We start from the raw sequence: 14,404 nt of genomic DNA, 5'->3' as shown, positions 1-14,404 counted from the left end.
TTTGCCCACCCGTCCCGCCACCTTTGCCCACAAGTCCGGCCGACGACGCACCCGACCGTCCCTCCGGTACCGCCCCGTGGCGGTCGCCGCTGCACCGCCGGCCCGTCCACGTGGCACCCGGACCGGAGTGCCGCCTGCCGTCTTCCGCCCTGTTCGGCGGCAGGTGGTCCGTTGTGGATGGTGCCCGTCCGGCACGACGGTCGACCAGGTGCACTCGGCGGCGGCCGAGGCGGTCCGCGGGCGGGCTTCCTCCCGGGTGGTGCCGTCCTCGGACACGCCGGGTTCGGCCGCGACGTGCCCGGCGATCTCCACCCGGGAGCCGGCGAACGTGCCGTCCACGCCGTGCCACCAGAGGTCGGACCGGTCGGACCTCATGCCGTTGGTGGGCCGTGGTCCGCACTCCTGCCCGCCGACCTGCCGTCGTCCTCGTCCCCTGCGGACGCACGCGACGGAGTGAGGTACGTCGCACCGCGTGCGCCCGTACCGGCACCGCGAGCAGCACTTCCGCCGCGGTCCCGGGAGGACCGGGCGCCCGCGGCGGAAACCGCCTGGAAACACCCCCCTCGGTAGACCTGCTCCCGACGGACCTGCGAACCGAGGAGGAACGACGTGGGTACACGCCTGGGAGCACTGGTGCTGCTGTTCGCCGCGCTGGTGGTCGGCTGCGGCGACACGACCGGGAGCGGCGGCGGGAACGCCGCGACCGACGAGAAGACCAAGGCGTTGAAGTACGCGCAGTGCATGCGCGACAACGGCGTCGACATGCCCGACCCGACGTTCGGGGAGGACGGGTCCGTCCGGGGCGGCGTGACGGCCCTGGGCAAGGACGACGACCCGACCGCGTTCACCAAGGCCCAGAAGGCGTGCGAGGAGTTCCGGTCCTCCACCCACTTCGACCCGAACGACCCGAAGGTCATGGAGGAACGGCTGGAGTTCGCGCGGTGCATGCGCGAGCACGGCGTGGACGTGCCCGACCCCCAGGCCGGGAAGGGCATGGCGATCGACGAGGGCGGCGTGGACGACAAGACGCTCCAGGACGCCCTGACCGCGTGCGGCAAGGCCGGTTCCGTTCCCGCCGCACCCGCGGAAGGCGGCCGGTGAAGCGGCTCCCGGTGGTGGTCGCGGCGGCGGTGCTGGTCGCCGGCGCGGGTGGGGTGGCCGCGGTCGCGGTCACCGGGCAGGAGCGGGTCGCGGAGGTCGTGCCGGACCCGCCCGGCGGGACGGCCACCGCGGACCGGGGGGACCTGGTGCAGCAGGAGCAGGTCGGCGGCACGCTCGGCTACGCGGGCTCGTACCAGGTGACCGCGCGGGCCGGCGGGGTGTTCACCTGGCTGCCCGCGCCGGGCTCGGTCGTGCGGCACGACGAGCGGGTGTTCGCGGTGGACGACCGGCCCGTCCCGCTGTGGCGCGGCGACAAGCCGCTGTGGCGGCGAGTCGAGGCCGGTGTGGGCAAGGGGTCGGACGTGACCCTGGTCGAGCAGAACCTCAAGGACCTGGGCCTGTTCCCCGGCACGCCCGACGACGCGTTCACCTGGACCACGGCGGCGGCGCTGCGCGAGTGGCAGCGGGTGAAGGGCCTGGAGCGCACCGGCGCGCTCGACGTGGGCGACGTGGTGGTGCTGCCCGGCGAGATCCGGGTCACCGAGGTGACCTCGGTGCTCGGCGCGGGCGCGGGTGGACCGGTGCTGCGGGCCAGCGGCACCGGGCGGCTGGTGACGGTGGAGATGCCGGTCGCCAAGCAGGCCATCGCCCGCCAGGGCGCGGAGGTGGAGGTCCGGTTGCCCGGGGGCGTCCGGACGAAGGGCGCGGTCGCCTCGGTGGGGACGGTCGCGAGGAACCGCGACGACGGCACGGCGGTGATCGACGTGCTGGTCACCCTGGTCGACCCGGCGACGGCGGGCGGTCTGGACGGCGCTCCGGCCACCGTGCACTTCACCACCGAACGGCGCGAAGGCGTGATCACCGTCCCGGTCAACGCGCTGCTGGCGCTGCCCGGCGGCGGCTACGGCGTCGAGGTCGTGCGGCCGGGCGGGGTGGACCTCACCCCGGTGGAGCTGGGCCTGTTCGGCAACGGGCGGGTCGAGGTCACCGGCGTGGCCGAGGGCGCGGAGGTCAGGGTGGCCACGTCGTGACCCCGCCGGTGATCGAACTGGACCGGGTCAGCCGGACCTACCCCGGGCGCGTGCACGCGCTGCGGGGCGTGTCGCTGAGCGTGCACGCGGGTGAGCTGCTGGCGGTGGTCGGCCCGTCGGGATCGGGCAAGTCCACGATGCTCCAGCTCATGGGCACCCTCGACCGGCCGACCGAGGGCGTGGTGCGGCTGCTCGGCCACGACGTGGCGCAGCTGGACGACCGGCAGCTCGCGGCCGTGCGGGCGAAGCGGATCGGGTTCGTGTTCCAGCAGTTCCTGCTGACCGCGCACCTCACCGCGGCCCAGAACGTCGCCACCGGCCTGCTCTACCACGGCGTGGGCCACTCCGAGCAGATGCGGCGGTCGACCGAGGCGCTGGAACGGGTCGGTCTCGGCCACCGCGTCGCGCACCGGCCCTCGCAGCTCTCCGGCGGCGAGAAGCAACGGGTCGCCATCGCCCGCGCGCTGGTCTCCGGCCCGGCGGTCGTGCTGGCCGACGAGCCGACCGGCGCGCTGGACTCGGCCACCGGCGCGGGCGTGCTCGACCTGCTCCGGCAGCTCAACGACGAGGGCACCACGATCGTCGTGATCACCCACGACCTCGGCATCGCGGCCTCGCTGCCGCGCCGGGTCGAGCTGCTCGACGGCCGGGTCCGCCACGACAGCGCGTTGACGTCGTGGTGAGCGCCCCGCTCCCCCACCCGGCCCGCGTCCGGTTCCTCCAGCTGATCCGGGTCGGCCTGGTGGGCGTGGCCGGCCGACCGGGCAGGGCCGCGCTGTCGGCGCTGGGCATCGCGATCGGCGTGGCCGCGTTGGTGGCCCTGCTCGGCATCGGCGCGGCCGGGCAGGCGGAACTGGCCGCGAAGCTCGACGCGCTGGGCACGAACCTGCTCCGCGTGAGCGCGGGCAAGACGTTCACCGGCGAGACGAGCCGGTTGCCCCGCGAGGTCGTCGCGATGGTCGCCAGGGTGCCCGGCGTGCACCGGGCCGGCGGCACGGGCGAGGTGCGCGGCGCCACCGTGCACCGCACCGACCTGACCGACCCGCGGTCCACCGGCGCCGTCCAGGTGCTCGCGGCGCACCCGGACCTGCCGGACGTGGTGGGCGCGCGGGTGCGCACCGGCACGTGGCTCAACACCGCCACCGGCCGGTACCCGAGCGTGGTCCTGGGCTCGGCCGCGGCCGAGCACCTGGGCGTGGACGCGCCCGGCACGCAGGTGTGGCTGGGTGGCCGCTGGTTCACCGTCCTCGGCGTGCTGGCCCCGGTGGAGCTGGCGGCCGAACTGGACCGGGCCGCCCTGATCGGCTGGGAGGCCGCCGAAGCGCTGCTCGGCTTCGACGGCCACCCCACCACCGTCTACGAGCGCTCCGACGACGACGCCGTGCGGCGGATCGCCGAACTGCTGCCGGGCACGGTCAACCCGCAGAACCCGAACGAGGTCGAGGTCAGCCGCCCGTCCGACGCGCTCCAGGCGAAGATGGCCGCGCAGACCACCTTCGCCACCGCCTACCTGGGGCTCGGCGCGGTCGCGCTGGTGGTCGGCGGCATCGGCGTGGCCAACACGATGGTGGTGTCCGTGGTCGAGCGCCGAGCCGAGATCGGCCTCCGCCGGGCCCTGGGCGCGGGCAGGAGGCAGATCAGGACCCAGTTCCTCACCGAGGCGGTGCTGCTGTCCCTCCTCGGCGGCCTCACCGGCGTCCTGCTCGGCCTGGCGACCGCCGCCGGGTGGGCCCTGCACAGCGGCTGGCCGATCACCGTCCCGGCGGTGGCGGTGGCGGTGGGCGTCGGCTCGTCGGTCCTGATCGGCTCCGTCGCCGGCTGGTTCCCCGCCGCCCGTGCCGCCCGGCTGTCGCCCACCGAGGCGCTGAACGCCGCCTGACGCGACCACCCGGGTGGGCACCGCGTGCCCGGCGACCGCGATCGAGCGATCGAGCGGTCGCCGGGCACGTCCACGTGGTCGTCGCGGCTCCACCAGGCCGACCGGGGCCGGTGCGGGACACCGGTGCGGACGGCGCTCGGCCGTGCTCCTCGGTGACGAGGGGTCCTACCGGTCCGCCCGCGGTGGCACGGGGCTCTTGGCCCTTTCGAGCGCCTTGATGTACTTGGGCAGCTCCTCCACCGTCCGCCTCAGGCGCCCGCCGGTGACCTGTTCCAGGAACACCGCGTCCACGACGGCGCGCTCGACCTCCGGGTGCGCGCGGCGGAGGCCGTCCAGTGACGTGCCGTGCAGCAGGTCGACCACGCGCAGGCGGTCGGCGACCACGTCGAGCGTGTGCTTCAACCCGGCGATGACCCTGTCGGCCTCGGCCGGCTCCAGCACGAGCCGGCCGTCCTCGGCGAGGCGCAGGAACAGGTCACCTGCGAACTCCACGTCCCGGACGTCCACCGGGCCCCCTTCACCCGACGCCATCAGGCGGGCAGGCGGCGTGCGAGCGGCAGGTGCCCCGCAGGTGCCGGGGACCGGTGCGACGTCCCGCGCGGGGCTGCGGCGCGCGGACTCGCGCGGCCCAGCCGCCGTGTGGTCGTCAGCGCGCGCCGGACCTTCGACGACACGTCCGGCCGGGATCGGCACCGCGCGGCGGCAGGTCCCGTCGAGGACGTCACGAGGTCGTGCGCGGCCGGCACGGGCTCGGTGCGCCGGGTGTGGAACGCCATGGTCCATCTCCGTCCTTGGTGTCTCCGCCGAGCTGACCACGTGGTGCGCTTCCGGTGATCACCGCCGCACGGGCACCTGCCCGTCCGGACCACGCGATCCTCTTCCGCGCGTCCACTCGACGCCGCGCGTTCCGCCCGCGCGCCGACCGCCGGGCTCAGCCGGTGCACGGGCTCGGGGCCCCGCGCAGCGTGTCGAGGCGTTCGACACCACCGGACCGGAAGCCGGCGGCCTGCTGCACGACGTCGGCCGGCGAGAGGACGGCGTCCTGGGCGTAGTAGGTCCAGTCGACCTGCTGCACGTACGTGCTGCGGCCGCCCCGGTGCCCGGCGAGGTCCACGAACCACGAGTTGTAGTGCAGCGCCATGTCCTGCCGGGGGAGCACGGAGTGCCCCTCCTGGTCGACGGTGTGGTCCGCGACCAGGACGCCGTCGAGGTGGTAGCGCACGTGACCGCCTCCCGCCTGCACCACCAGCGTGTGCCAGCCGGCCGCGCTGCCGGGGACGGAGTCCACGGCCTGCTTGGCGTCGTACGGGTCGGCCCTCAGCGTGTAGAAGCTCGCGTGGCTGCGCAGCGGCTCGTTGCCGCCCCAGGCGCCGTTGGGCGTGTACTCGGTGAAGCTGAGTTGGCTGTAGAGGGGGTCGTAGTCCCCCTTCGCGGGCGAGAGGGCCAGGTACGCCTGCATGATGTGATCACCGTCCTCGCCGTCGACCGGCGCGTCGGCGAACCGGACACGGGTTGCGTAGGTCCCCTCTCGGAACCGCCGCTCGCCCTGGAACAGCTCGGCCTGGCTGGTGCCGGCCGCAGTACCGTCGGTGGAGGCGCTGAGCTGCGCGACCTGCTCCCCGTCCACGACCGGGAACGTGATGTTGTCCGCGGACCACGCCGCGCCCTGGGGACCGGGGCCACCGGCGTCGCCGCGCGCCGTCCACCCGGCCTCGCCCAGCCGTCCGTCCCGGCTGGAGGAGTAGCGGAAGTCGTCGAAGAACCGGCCGCAGGGCACGGGTGCGGGGACGGGCTGCCCCGGTGCCCGGGCGACGGGCGGTTCCTGGGCCGGGGCGGTCGACGACGCCGAACCGGACGGTGGCGGGGAGCTCGGCAGCGAGGCCGCGCCGGGCGCCGTCCTGGTGGTGACGGCCGTGGACGAGCCGGTGGAGGCCGCACCGGTGCCCCGGTCGCCGGTGCCCAGTGCGATCACGGCGGCGGCGACCGCCACCACCACGACCACGACCGGCAGGATCAGCGGGAACCGCGACAGCGGGACCCGGGGGAGGGAGAACCGGGCCGGCGAGAACCGCGGGAGCGGGCGTCCGGGCGGCTTGGCCGGCGACGGCGAGGCTCCTGACCGCCGCCTCCCCAGCAGGGGGAAGCGGGGCGGCGACAGCTTCGTCACCCGCCTCCGCAACCTCCAGAACCACTTGGGCGGCAGCACCATGTCCCTGTCCCTCCTCGTGCGGGCCGGTCTGGACGACGGTCACCGGGTGACGTGGACCAGGGCAATGCGCGAGTCGTGGTTGTGACCGCCGGTCGAGGAGGAACGTCCCCTTCGGGCACGCGGACCACCCGCACCCGCCCGGGGACCGCCACCTCCGGCTCGGGTCCGGTGTGTCGCCCGGGTGGACATCGGCCCCGGTGGGCAGCAGAACGCGACCCGACCGGTGCGCCCGGTTGGGCGTCGAGGCAGCGTCGGGTGCCCGTTCAGGCCGGCGCGGCGCTTCCCGTGCGCTCCGGTGGTCGCGCCTTGCCCACACTGTCGTCCGGAACCAACCCGTACGACCTTCGAGGAGTGTCATGCGCATTGCCCGTGGTGTTCGAAACGTCCTCGCGTCGGCCGCTGTCGCCGCGGTGGCCGCCGGCAGCGTCATCGCCGGCGCCGGCACCGCCTCCGCCGTCGGCTACAGCTTCACCCTGTGCAACTACGGCAGCGACTACCACTCCTACGCCTACTTCCCGGCGCGCGACATCTACAGCACGGTCGCCTGGGGCAACCAGTGCATCGTCACCACGCACTCCGGCGGCGAGGTGGTGGGCATCGTGATCAGCTCCAACAACCCCGAGGACTCGGCCCGGAGCACGCCGTACTACACCACGGACGTCTCCAACGACGTCTTCCACACCTACGGCAGCTACTGGAGCCCGGCCGTCAAGGCCCACGCCCACCGGTAGCCGGGGGCTTCGTCCCGAGGTGCCGCGCACCCGGTGCCGAGCGGAGTGCTGGTGCCGCGCGCCCACGCGGCACCAGCACCACGACGAGGTCCTCCGGCGGGGTCCGGTGCAAGCGGGGAGCGCGCGCCCGACGGGACCGGTGTCACACCGGCGACAGGCGCGACACCGGGATGCGGACCCGCACTTCGAGGCCGCCGTCCGGACGGGCGCGGGCGCTCACCTCGCCGTCGTGGGCCCGGGTGATGGACGTGAGGATCGCCAGGCCCAACCCCAGACCGCCGTCGGAGGACTCGCTGCGGCGCGGCCCTCTCCGGAAGGGCTCGAACAGCGAAGGCAGCACGTCGGCGTCGATGACCGGCCCGGTGTTCACCACCACCAGGCCCTCGTGGTCGAGGCGCACGGCGAGGGAGCCGCCGTCCACGTTGTGGCGGACGGCATTGGTGACCAGGTTGGTCACGAGTTGGGCGAGCAGCACGCGGTCGCCCAGGACCACGACCGGCTCGGTGACGACCTCCACGCTGATCGAGCGGGCGGCGGCGGTCGCGGTGTGCTGCTCCACGACCGAGGACACCACCTCGTGCAGCGGGACGGGAACGCGGTCGGCCAGTCCCTGATCGCTGCGGGCCAGCACCAGCAGGCTGTCGATGAGCTGCTCGGTACGGCGGTTGGCGTCCAGCATCTGCTCGCGGACCCGTGCCAGGCGCCGTTCGTCGGGATCGCGCAGGCCGATCTGGATGGCGGCGCGCTGGATCGCGAGCGGGGTGCGCAGTTCGTGGGAAACGTCGGCGATGAACCGGCGCTGGCTGTCGAACGACCGCTCCAGCCGGTCGAGCATCACGTCGAACGTGGCCGCCAGTTCGGTCAGCTCGTCGGGCGGGCCGTCGAGGGCGATGCGTTCGTGCAGGTTCTCCGAGGACAGCTGCCGGGCGGTGGCCGTGATGTGGTGGAGCGGCCTGAGCATCCGCCCGGCCAGCCACCAGCCGACGACCACCGACAGCACCGTCACCACGAGCAAGCCGAGCGCCGAGTACAGCAGCAGCGCCCCCAGTGCGGCGTTCGTGCTGGTCACCACCAGGCCGTCGGTGGCCTGCGCCACCCGGGGTTCCTCACCGGACAGGGTGGGCAGCGGAGCCACGGCGGGGGTGGACAGCGCTGCCTCGATCCTGTCGCCGACCGTGCGGGCCATCAGCAGGTAGACAGCGGCGAGGAGGACCGCGCCGGACACCAGCAGCACCGCCGCGTGGAGCAGGGTCATCTTCACCCTCACGGTGAGCCGCGGGGACACGAACCCGGCCATCACGGGATGCGGTAGCCGGCGCCGGGTACGGTCTCGATCACCGCGGGCTCACCGAGCTTGGCGCGCAGCTTCGACATCGTCACCTTCACCGCGTTGGTCATCGGGTCGGCGAACTCGTCCCACGCCCGTTCCAGCAGCTGCTCGGCGCTGACCGCCGCGCCACGCGCCCGCAGCAGCACCTCCAGTACGGCGAACTCCTTGGGGCGCAGCTCGACCCGGCGGCCGTCGCGGGTCACGACGCGCCGCGCCGGGTCCAGCTCCAGACCCCGCGCCACCAGCACCGGCGGCAGCGCCGGCTCGGCGCGCCGGGCGAGTGCCCGCAGCCGGGCGACCAGCTCCGCGTACTCGAACGGCTTGCCCAGGTAGTCGTCCGCGCCGAGGTCGAGGCCCGCCACCCGGTCCTCCAGGGTGCCGGCCGCGGTCAGCATCAACACCTTGGTGCGGGCGCCCGAGGCGATCAGCTCGCGGCAGATGTCGTCGCCGTGCATCCCGGGCAGGTCCCGGTCGAGCACCACCACGTCGTAGTCGTGCACGGCCAGCCGCTCGTGCGCGGACAGCCCGCCGTAGGCGACGTCGACCGCCATCCCCTCGGCGCGCAGCCCATCGGCCACCAGGTCCGCGAGGACCCGTTCGTCCTCCGCCACCAACACCCTCATGTCCGCCTCCGCTCGCGCTCGGACCAGAGCATGCCCCGTCCCGGGTTTCCCCGCCATAAGGCCGGCCGGGACGCCACCGGGAAACCAGCCTGAAACACCCCCCTCGGTAGACCTGACCACTGATGGGTCCACACATGAGGAGAACGACGTGAAAAGGCTCTCAGGAGCACTGGCCCTGCTGGTCGCCGCAGTGGTGGCCGGGTGCGGCGATGCCGGCGGCGGGGAGCGCTCCTCCTTGTCCGAGGACGAGAAGAACAAGGCGTTGAAGTACTCGCAGTGCATGCGCGACAACGGTGTGGACATGTCGGACCCGCAGTTCGGAGAGGACGGTTCGATCCGCATCGGCACGCCGGCCATCGGCCCGGAGGACGACCCCGCCACCCACGCGACAGCCCGCAGGGCGTGCGAGGAGCACCGGCCCGAGGCCCGCTTCGACCCGTCCGACCCGAAGGCGGGCGAGGAACGCCTCGCGTTCGCCAGGTGCATGCGGGAGAACGGGGTGGACGTTCCCGACCCGGATGCCGGAGGACGCGTCCCGGTGGACGAGGCGGGAGTGGACGACAAGACGCTCCAGGACGCCTTGTCCGAGTGCGGGCCGTCCGGCGGGATCCCCGCCGCACCCCCGGCGGGCGGTAGGTGACCCCGCGTCCCGCGGTGATCGCCGCGGCGGTGCCGGCCGTCCCACCGGCGTGAGGCGCATCGGCGGAAGGCCCGGACGGACCGCGGACAGCGGAGCGGGAAACGATTTCCAGTCGAAGCGGTGCTGCCGCCCCGCCTCGACGGCCGGCCGCGGCACGTCGCGGCCGGGTGAACCCAGAAAGGCGGATCAGATGAAGAAACGAGTGCTCCCGTTCGTCCTGGCGCTCGGGGCGGTGGTGCCGCTCGCCCCGATCGCCCACGGCGGGGAGCCGGGTCGAGGGCTCGACCGGTTCTACGAGCAGCAGGCGGTGTGGCAGGACTGCAACAACGTCTTCCCCCAGGCGTCCGCCGTCGACACCGGGGGCGATGCCGCGGATCCCGTCCCGGACCCGCCCCTCGTCCCGGCGTACACGGAATGCGCGAAGATCCTGGTGCCGAAGGACTACCGGCGACCGCAGGACGGAACGCTGGACATCGCGGTCAGCAGGCGCCGGGCCAAGGACTCGTCCGAGCGGCAGGGCTCGCTGCTGCTCAACCCCGGGGGTCCCGGCCAGGACGGCATCTACATGCCCGGCGACCTGCGTGACCAGGTGCTCGTCAAGCACTTCGACCTGGTCGGTTTCTCGCCGCGGGGCAGCGGGCTCTCCACCCGCCTGTGGTGCGACCTGCCGACCACGTGGACGGCGTCGACCAGGCCGACCGACGAGCAGATCGCCGTCATCGCCGAAGAAGCGCGCCACGACGAGCAGCGGTGCCGGGAAGCCGGTGGCGACCTGCGCAAGTACATCAGCACGGCGAACACCGCCCGGGACATGGACGTCATCCGCGCCGTCATCGGCGAAAGGAAGATCAACTACCTGGGGATCTCCTACGGCACCTACCTGGGCGCGGTCTACGGGAGCCTGTTCCCGGGTCGCCTGAACCGCAGCGTGCTCGACTCGGCGATGCACCCCGACTGGCTCTACTACGAGGCCACCAAGCAGCAGGCCGTCGCGTCGCGGCAGAACTTCGACGCCTGGGCCGCGTGGGTCGCGCAGCGCAACGACACCTACGGCCTCGGCCGCACCGCCGCCGAGGTGGAGTCGTCCACCGATGCCCTCGGAGCGCGCCTGGCCGAGGAGCCGGTGCCGTGGGTGGGCGGTCCGGGGCAGTTCCCGGTCGTGGACCGCAACGTCCTGGACCAGGTCCTCGGCAGCAACACCACGGTCCGGCCGAACTGGCACGTCACCACGATGATGGTCCTGGAGTTCCGCAAGGCGTCGGAGTCCGGTGCGCTGTCGGACGACGCCGCCGCCGCCCTGGGGATCGTGCTCGACCGGCAGGACACCGTCCGGGTCAACGGCAGCTACCAGGCCATCACCTGCGAGGTCGACTGGCCGACCGACCTGAACGTGTACTACCGCACCATGCGCTTCTACCGCGAGCACTACCCCTACGGGCCGGGTGCCATGGCCGCCGCGCCCAGCGTCTGCGCGTTCCGCAGCTTCACCCCGCTGGAGAAGGCGGTGCCCCTCAGGCGTGCTGGCTACCCCACGGGACTGGTCGTGCAGGCCGACTTCGACCTGAAGACCCAGTACGAGGGCGGTCCGGCGATGGCCCACAGGCTCCGCGACCGCCTGCTGACCGTCACCGACCAGGGCGGCCACGGGATGTACGGCCGCAACGCCTGCGTCACGCAGCGGGTCGACGACTACCTGATCAAGGGCACCCTGCCGGCACCGGGGGCCACCTGCGCCGGCGCGCCGCGCCCGGACGTCCCCGTGGACGGCGGGGTGGGCACGGTGCCGTCCGGGTCACTGGAGGCCCAGGCGAGGGCGTTGACGGGGCACCGCGGTTGACGACCGTCCCGGTGGTGCGGTCGAGTGCCGCACCACCGGGACCGCGATCGGGAACGTCGTCCGCTGACGGGTTCCTGCTGATCCGCACACCGCGGCGGTGGTTCGTGCAAGGAGCCGCGGGCCTTCGGGCAGTCGCCGCGCACGCGGCTTGTCGGCCGGGAACGGCTCCATGAGGCTGGCCGTACCGGGCCGGACCATGCGCCCCTGCTGCGGACCACGACGACCGGCCCCGGGTCACCATCGACGAATCGAGGAGAAACGGTGTCGTGCAGGCATGTCGCATCCCTTGTCGGCCTCGTGGCCGTCGGCGCGCTCGCCCTGGCCGCCTGTGGCTCGGGGGCGGCGGGCACCGACGGCGCGCGCCGGCAGGAGGGCGCGGACGGCAGCGGCGTCTCGCTGCTGCCGGGGACCGCCCGCTCCAACCGGGCCGACTTGCGAACCGGTGATCTCGCACCGGACTCCGCGCCTCGGGACCTCAAGGAACGCTGGGTCCAGCTGCGCGTGACACGGGCGGCTGAGCTGGACCCGGTGGTGGTGGACGGGGCCGGTATGACGTTGTACCGCTTCGACGGGGACACCGCGAGTCCGCCGGGGTCGACCTGCGGCGGTGGCTGCTCCGCCACGTGGCCGCCGGTCACCGTCGGCGCGGGCGGCAGCGTGTTCTTCACGGGTGTCCCCCGGACGGAGGTCGGTGTGGTCGAGCGCGAGGACGGCCGGTCGCAGGTAACCGTGGACGGCCGGCCGGTCTACCGGTACGCGGGTGATCGCGACCCGGGAGACGCGGTGGGCCACGGGGTCGACGGCATGTGGTCGGCCGTGGCGCCGGACGGGCGGAAGGCGGTTCCCGGTGACCGGCCACCCACCGGCACCACCTTCGTCCCCCTCGGCGAGGCGACCGGTCGGGTGATAACCCTGTTCTCCGGCAAGGACTTCGACGATTCCGGCGGCAAGTCCTCCACCGCGATCGCCGGGCCGGGGTGCAAGGACGTGCGCGGCACGTTCCTGTCCGCGGTGCCCGCAGGTCGGGTGAGGCTGTGGTCGGAACCCGGCTGCCGCGGGACGAGCGAGGTGACGGTGGGCGATGTGCGCGACCTGGCGGCCATCGGCTTCCCCGAGGGGCCCCGGTCCGTTGCGCTGGGCTGATGTGAGGACCGCGACGCTGGTGGCGGCCTTGGTGCTGGCCGGGTGCACGACTCGGGGCCCGGTGTCCGGGGCGGAGGCCCTCGACCCGACGACGGTGGCGGGCATGCCCGTCACCACCGGGGACAGCGGTGTCAAACCCGGCGCCCCCGCGCCCGAACGGCAACCGGAGGACACCGACGGCCAACGGACCGACCTGCTCGCCGCGTCGGCGGTCGCGGACGTCGAGCGGTTCTGGCGGCAGCGGTACCCGAGCGTCTTCGGCGGGGAGTTCACCCCGGTGCGGCGGCTGGTGTCCTACGACTCGCGGAACACGGCCGCTCGGCCGTGCGGGACGGGTACCGCCGGCTCGGCACACGCCTCCTACTGCCCGGAGAACGACCTCGTCGCGTGGGACAGGGGCGAGCTGTCGCGCTCGCCCGACGACATCCCGGTGATCGCGGCACTGGCTCACGCGATCGGGCAAGCCGTGCAGTCCCGGGCGGGCACCCGCGGGCGGGTGCCGCCTGCCGTGGAGGTCCAGCGGGCCGACTGCTACACCGGCGACTACTTCCGCTGGGTCGCCGAGGGCCGCTCGGATCGGTTCCGGGTATCGACGGGCCCCGGCCTCAACCAGGTCCTGACCACGTTGCTCGCCACCCGGGGCGCCGCGGGCGCCGACTCCGGCACCGGCAGGGCGCGCAGTACGGCGTTCGGCCGGGTCGCCGCTTTCCGGCTCGGGTTCACCGAGGGGTCCGGCCGCTGCGCCGCCGTCGACGCCGAGCAGGCCGAGGACCTCGGCACGCGCGAACTCCTCGGCCCGGACCGCGTGGACCCGGACTCCGGGCCGGACGACTCGGACGTAGGCGACCCGCGGGTGCTCGCCGACCTGCGGGCCAGCCTGGTGGCGGCGTTCCCCGGCGTGGCCGTGGGGTTCGACCGGGGATGCCGGGGGACCTCGCCCTCCGCGGCCTGTGCCGGCGCCGTCGGCATCGACGCGGGGGCGCTGGTGGAGGTGGGGCGGCTCGGCGACTTCGCCGCGTTGGGCGCGGTGGCGTCGCGGTACGCGGTGGTGGTGCAGGAGTCCCTGGGACTACCGGTCACGGGACTGGTGGCAGGGCAGCGGACCGCCTGCATGACCGGCTGGTGGGCGTCCTCGATCGCGAGGGGGCGCAGTGCGGGGCTGGAACTGTCACCGGGTGATGTGGACGAGGTGATGCGCGAACTGCTGGGTCGGAGCAGCCTGATCGCCGGTGATGCACGTGGCTCGGTGATCCCGGCCGGGTTCGCCCGGGTGGCAGCGTTCCGAACGGGCTTCCTGTCCGGCTCGGCCGACGCCTGCACCACCCGGTTCCCGGCGGGATGACCCTCCTCCGGGACGATCGGGCCGGCAGGGGTGCGCGGTCGGGCACGGTCCGGCCGACGGCGTCGCGCCGGGGAGCGGCGGTGACCTACCTTCTCGCCGTGGCCTCCCTGCGTGAACCGGCCCGCGAGGCGGCGGAGGACCGGGTCGTCTCGCTGGTCAACCTGGAACGTTCACGGCGCGGGCTGCCCCGGCTGGTCGCGGACGAGAGGTTGCGGCGCTCCGCGCGCCGGCACAGCGGTGACATGGCCCGCCGGCGGGTGCTCGCCCACCAGCTCGCCGGGGAACCGGACCCGTTCGAGCGAATGCTGTCCGAGGGCTACGAGGAGCCCGGCGGTGAGAACGTCGCCTTCGGCCAGGAATCCGCGGTCCAGGTGGTGGCGGCCTGGATGCGCAGCCGGCACCACCGCGCCAACATCCTCTTCCCCGACTTCGCCCGGATCGGCGTGGGGCTGGTGCTCGACGCCGCGGGCCACTGGTGGACGCAGAACTTCGGTTTCGACCCCGGCGGAAGCCGACCCCGGTCCTGACGACCCGGTGG

At 73.9% G+C, this 14,404-nt stretch carries 14 protein-coding genes; 10 read left to right on the top strand and 4 right to left on the bottom strand.

Annotated elements, in window-relative coordinates; all coding sequences use genetic code 11:
• Nucleotides 1–609 precede the first annotated feature (609 nt).
• Genes ACRAKJ_RS12695 through ACRAKJ_RS12680 form a run of 4 tightly spaced genes read left to right on the top strand, consistent with a single transcriptional unit; the run spans nucleotide 610 to nucleotide 4,011 of the window.
• Complete coding sequence (locus ACRAKJ_RS12695) at nucleotides 610–1,101, top strand: hypothetical protein (RefSeq protein WP_438921711.1); 492 nt, start codon at nucleotides 610–612, stop codon at nucleotides 1,099–1,101.
• The gene (locus tag ACRAKJ_RS12690; protein ID WP_438921712.1) at nucleotides 1,098–2,132 is read left to right on the top strand and encodes a peptidoglycan-binding protein; all 1,035 of its coding nucleotides are present in this window, start codon (nucleotides 1,098–1,100) and stop codon (nucleotides 2,130–2,132) included. The genes ACRAKJ_RS12695 and ACRAKJ_RS12690 overlap by 4 nt, the downstream gene beginning before the upstream one ends.
• Complete coding sequence (locus ACRAKJ_RS12685; protein ID WP_438921713.1) at nucleotides 2,129–2,815, top strand: ATP-binding cassette domain-containing protein; 687 nt, start codon at nucleotides 2,129–2,131, stop codon at nucleotides 2,813–2,815. Before ACRAKJ_RS12690 ends, ACRAKJ_RS12685 begins: the two co-directional genes overlap by 4 nt.
• Nucleotides 2,812–4,011 carry an ABC transporter permease gene (locus ACRAKJ_RS12680; protein ID WP_438921714.1) on the top strand — a complete coding sequence of 400 codons (1,200 nt, stop codon included), beginning with the start codon at nucleotides 2,812–2,814 and terminating at the stop codon, nucleotides 4,009–4,011. Before ACRAKJ_RS12685 ends, ACRAKJ_RS12680 begins: the two co-directional genes overlap by 4 nt.
• A 165-nt stretch (nucleotides 4,012–4,176) precedes the next feature.
• On the opposite strand, the gene ACRAKJ_RS12675 is transcribed toward ACRAKJ_RS12680, so the two are convergent.
• Both ACRAKJ_RS12675 and ACRAKJ_RS12670 read right to left on the bottom strand, forming a co-directional pair.
• A complete protein-coding gene (locus ACRAKJ_RS12675) occupies nucleotides 4,177–4,518 on the bottom strand; it encodes a hypothetical protein (RefSeq protein WP_438921715.1) in 342 nt (113 codons plus the stop codon).
• Nucleotides 4,519–4,942: 424 nt separating this feature from the next.
• Nucleotides 4,943–6,178, bottom strand: a complete 1,236-nt coding sequence (locus ACRAKJ_RS12670; protein ID WP_447008943.1) for a glycoside hydrolase family 16 protein — start codon at nucleotides 6,176–6,178, stop codon at nucleotides 4,943–4,945.
• A gap of 398 nt (nucleotides 6,179–6,576) precedes the next feature.
• On the opposite strand from ACRAKJ_RS12670, the gene ACRAKJ_RS12665 reads away from it, so the two are divergent.
• Nucleotides 6,577–6,951 (top strand): hypothetical protein, encoded by a 375-nt coding sequence (locus tag ACRAKJ_RS12665; protein ID WP_438921717.1) that lies wholly within the window; start codon nucleotides 6,577–6,579, stop codon nucleotides 6,949–6,951.
• A 142-nt stretch (nucleotides 6,952–7,093) separates the two neighbouring features.
• On the opposite strand, the gene ACRAKJ_RS12660 is transcribed toward ACRAKJ_RS12665, so the two are convergent.
• Both ACRAKJ_RS12660 and ACRAKJ_RS12655 read right to left on the bottom strand, forming a co-directional pair.
• A complete protein-coding gene (locus ACRAKJ_RS12660) occupies nucleotides 7,094–8,206 on the bottom strand; it encodes an ATP-binding protein (RefSeq protein ID WP_438921718.1) in 1,113 nt (370 codons plus the stop codon).
• Nucleotides 8,207–8,247: 41 nt separating this feature from the next.
• The gene (locus ACRAKJ_RS12655; protein WP_438921719.1) at nucleotides 8,248–8,904 is read right to left on the bottom strand and encodes a response regulator; all 657 of its coding nucleotides are present in this window, start codon (nucleotides 8,902–8,904) and stop codon (nucleotides 8,248–8,250) included.
• Nucleotides 8,905–9,052: 148 nt separating this feature from the next.
• Between ACRAKJ_RS12655 and ACRAKJ_RS12650 the strand changes: the two genes are divergently transcribed.
• The 5 genes from ACRAKJ_RS12650 to ACRAKJ_RS12630 all read left to right on the top strand — a co-directional run bounded on the left by ACRAKJ_RS12650 (nucleotide 9,053) and on the right by ACRAKJ_RS12630 (nucleotide 14,393).
• Nucleotides 9,053–9,544 carry a hypothetical protein gene (locus ACRAKJ_RS12650; protein WP_438921720.1) on the top strand — a complete coding sequence of 164 codons (492 nt, stop codon included), beginning with the start codon at nucleotides 9,053–9,055 and terminating at the stop codon, nucleotides 9,542–9,544.
• A gap of 190 nt (nucleotides 9,545–9,734) precedes the next feature.
• Nucleotides 9,735–11,381, top strand: coding sequence for an alpha/beta fold hydrolase (locus tag ACRAKJ_RS12645; RefSeq protein ID WP_438921721.1), 1,647 nt, complete (start codon nucleotides 9,735–9,737; stop codon nucleotides 11,379–11,381).
• A 261-nt stretch (nucleotides 11,382–11,642) separates the two neighbouring features.
• Nucleotides 11,643–12,524 (top strand): COG4315 family predicted lipoprotein, encoded by an 882-nt coding sequence (locus ACRAKJ_RS12640; RefSeq protein WP_438921722.1) that lies wholly within the window; start codon nucleotides 11,643–11,645, stop codon nucleotides 12,522–12,524.
• A gap of 1 nt (nucleotide 12,525) precedes the next feature.
• Nucleotides 12,526–13,866: a neutral zinc metallopeptidase gene (locus ACRAKJ_RS12635; RefSeq protein ID WP_438921723.1), complete on the top strand. Its 1,341-nt coding sequence runs from the start codon at nucleotides 12,526–12,528 to the stop codon at nucleotides 13,864–13,866.
• Nucleotides 13,867–13,946: 80 nt separating this feature from the next.
• Complete coding sequence (locus ACRAKJ_RS12630) at nucleotides 13,947–14,393, top strand: CAP domain-containing protein (protein WP_438921724.1); 447 nt, start codon at nucleotides 13,947–13,949, stop codon at nucleotides 14,391–14,393.
• Nucleotides 14,394–14,404: the final 11 nt, after the last annotated feature.

Source organism: Saccharothrix sp. DSM 118769 (assembly GCF_052936295.1).
The sequence above is the reverse complement of the archived record's forward strand: the minus strand, read 5'-3'. Positions and strand labels throughout refer to the sequence as shown.